Origin of the sequence: Desulfovibrio aminophilus DSM 12254 (assembly GCF_000422565.1) — a bacterium.
Classification (GTDB): domain Bacteria; phylum Desulfobacterota; class Desulfovibrionia; order Desulfovibrionales; family Desulfovibrionaceae; genus Aminidesulfovibrio; species Aminidesulfovibrio aminophilus.
In genome coordinates this window covers 1-1,599 of record NZ_AUMA01000028.1, presented here as the reverse complement: position 1 = coordinate 1,599, position 1,599 = coordinate 1, and the positions used below count along the sequence as shown (strand labels likewise).

General features: G+C 55.8%; 3 protein-coding genes. All 3 read left to right on the top strand.

The window, feature by feature from the left end; all coding sequences use genetic code 11:
* Positions 1 to 576: hypothetical protein (locus H587_RS20875; protein ID WP_169432784.1), on the top strand; the 576-nt coding region annotated here is incomplete at its 5' end.
* A gap of 41 nt (positions 577 to 617) precedes the next feature.
* Positions 618 to 1,013: a hypothetical protein gene (locus H587_RS0112500; protein ID WP_156904553.1), complete on the top strand. Its 396-nt coding sequence runs from the start codon at positions 618 to 620 to the stop codon at positions 1,011 to 1,013.
* 78 nt (positions 1,014 to 1,091) lie between these two features.
* Positions 1,092 to 1,412 carry a hypothetical protein gene (locus tag H587_RS0112495; RefSeq protein ID WP_169432783.1) on the top strand — a complete coding sequence of 107 codons (321 nt, stop codon included), beginning with the start codon at positions 1,092 to 1,094 and terminating at the stop codon, positions 1,410 to 1,412.
* The last annotated feature ends 187 nt before the right edge of the window (positions 1,413 to 1,599 follow it).

The window sequence follows — 1,599 nt, the reverse complement described above, 5'->3', positions numbered from 1 at the left end:
CCCTATGACGAGCTGGGCCGCTACGCCGGACCCGGAGAAGGGGCCTGGAGCGAGAAGTCTGGGGAGGAGAAATATGAAGACCTGTCTGGACGGCTGGTTCTGACGCAGAGCGGGCCTGGACAACAAAACAGGCGTACGCTGGAGAAGGGGGCTCACTTGCCTGAACTGCACGATTGGCCGAGTGGGATCGACCAGCACGGGCGGATATTGTGCAAAGATGGCACACTCTGCAAAACCGATCCAAGGGATATGTTTCCAAAAACAGAGAACGTTCGAGATAAGAATCTCGATCCTCGGATCACCAGCCAGTATGAAACCATTGGCAGAATATTTAAAGAACATGGTGCAGAAGTTGTAATAACGTCGGCTAATGACAGTAAACATATGCAAAATTCATTGCATTATAAAAATTTAGCGGTTGATATTCGAGGAAAAAAAGATACTCATGAAACGATGAACGCAATCCGTAAAAGTCTTCAAGATGCTCTTGGGCCGGACTACGATGTGTTATATGAGACATATAAAAATAAAGATCTGAACCATATTCACATCGAATATGATCCAAAAATGAGATAATGTATATGAAATATATTATGTTGCCCGTATGTATTCTTTTGTTGTCCGCAAGCGCCTTCGCCCAGGACATGCGCGGCACATACTGCGTGGTCTCCGAGTCCGAATGGACGCAGTGCATTGAGTTGCGGCAAGATGGCGTGTGCCGGATCGTCACCGAGTTCTGGGAGCCCACTGAAGGTTCCGGCCCCCGCAAGAACATGACTCGGGAGGTGTCCACGTGCCGCTACGAGGTGAAGGGCGATCTGGTGTCCCTGATCTCCGAGGGCCGGGTGGATGTCATGAAGTCTGCGGTGTACGACTGTGCGGCGATCGCGGAGCAGGGCTGGTCGCCAGGCCTGAAGCTGGTCAACCCGACGGACGAGAGGGACGGTCTGGACCCCAGGGTTTACTGGAAGGAGCCACGGTCGAAGCTCCGCCGGAACGCCCCTCCTCGTTGAGCCGCCGGGGAACAGGTCCGCCGGATTTCCTGACCGCCGTATATCCGGCGTATGCTGAGAAGAGGAGACATCATCCGTGTGTTCGCCGAGGAGGAGAATGCAGGTTGTGATCCTGTCATGCTGCCTGTTGTTTCTTCCCCGCGCGGCCTGCGGCTGGGCATGTCCCGCGACGAGGCCGCGCGACTCCTGGACGCGTCCCTGCGCGACGACGCGAGGCGGCTTTTTTACACCGCCACCAAGCGGATTCCCATGACCAGGGAGGGAAGAGAGGACTATCAGAGGCGGTTCGGCCAGTTCAGTGACGAGGACGCCTTTTTCGATTCCGTGCGGTCCGTCACGCTGCGCCTGGATCAGGACCGGGTCTATTCCTTCACCCTGCGCAAGGTCACGACGTTTTAAAGTCCCCTTCAGCCGCCTTCGGCGGTTCCCAGAAAGTCGGCCGCCTCCGGCGGTATACAGAAAGTCGGGGAGGCTCTCGGTTTGCGAAGAATGAAAGGCGGGACATGGTTCCCGCCTTTTGTTTTTCGAAGGGGGCCGAAGGCCCTTGCTTTTTTTGAAACCGGCGAAGCCGGACGAAGGGGGCGGG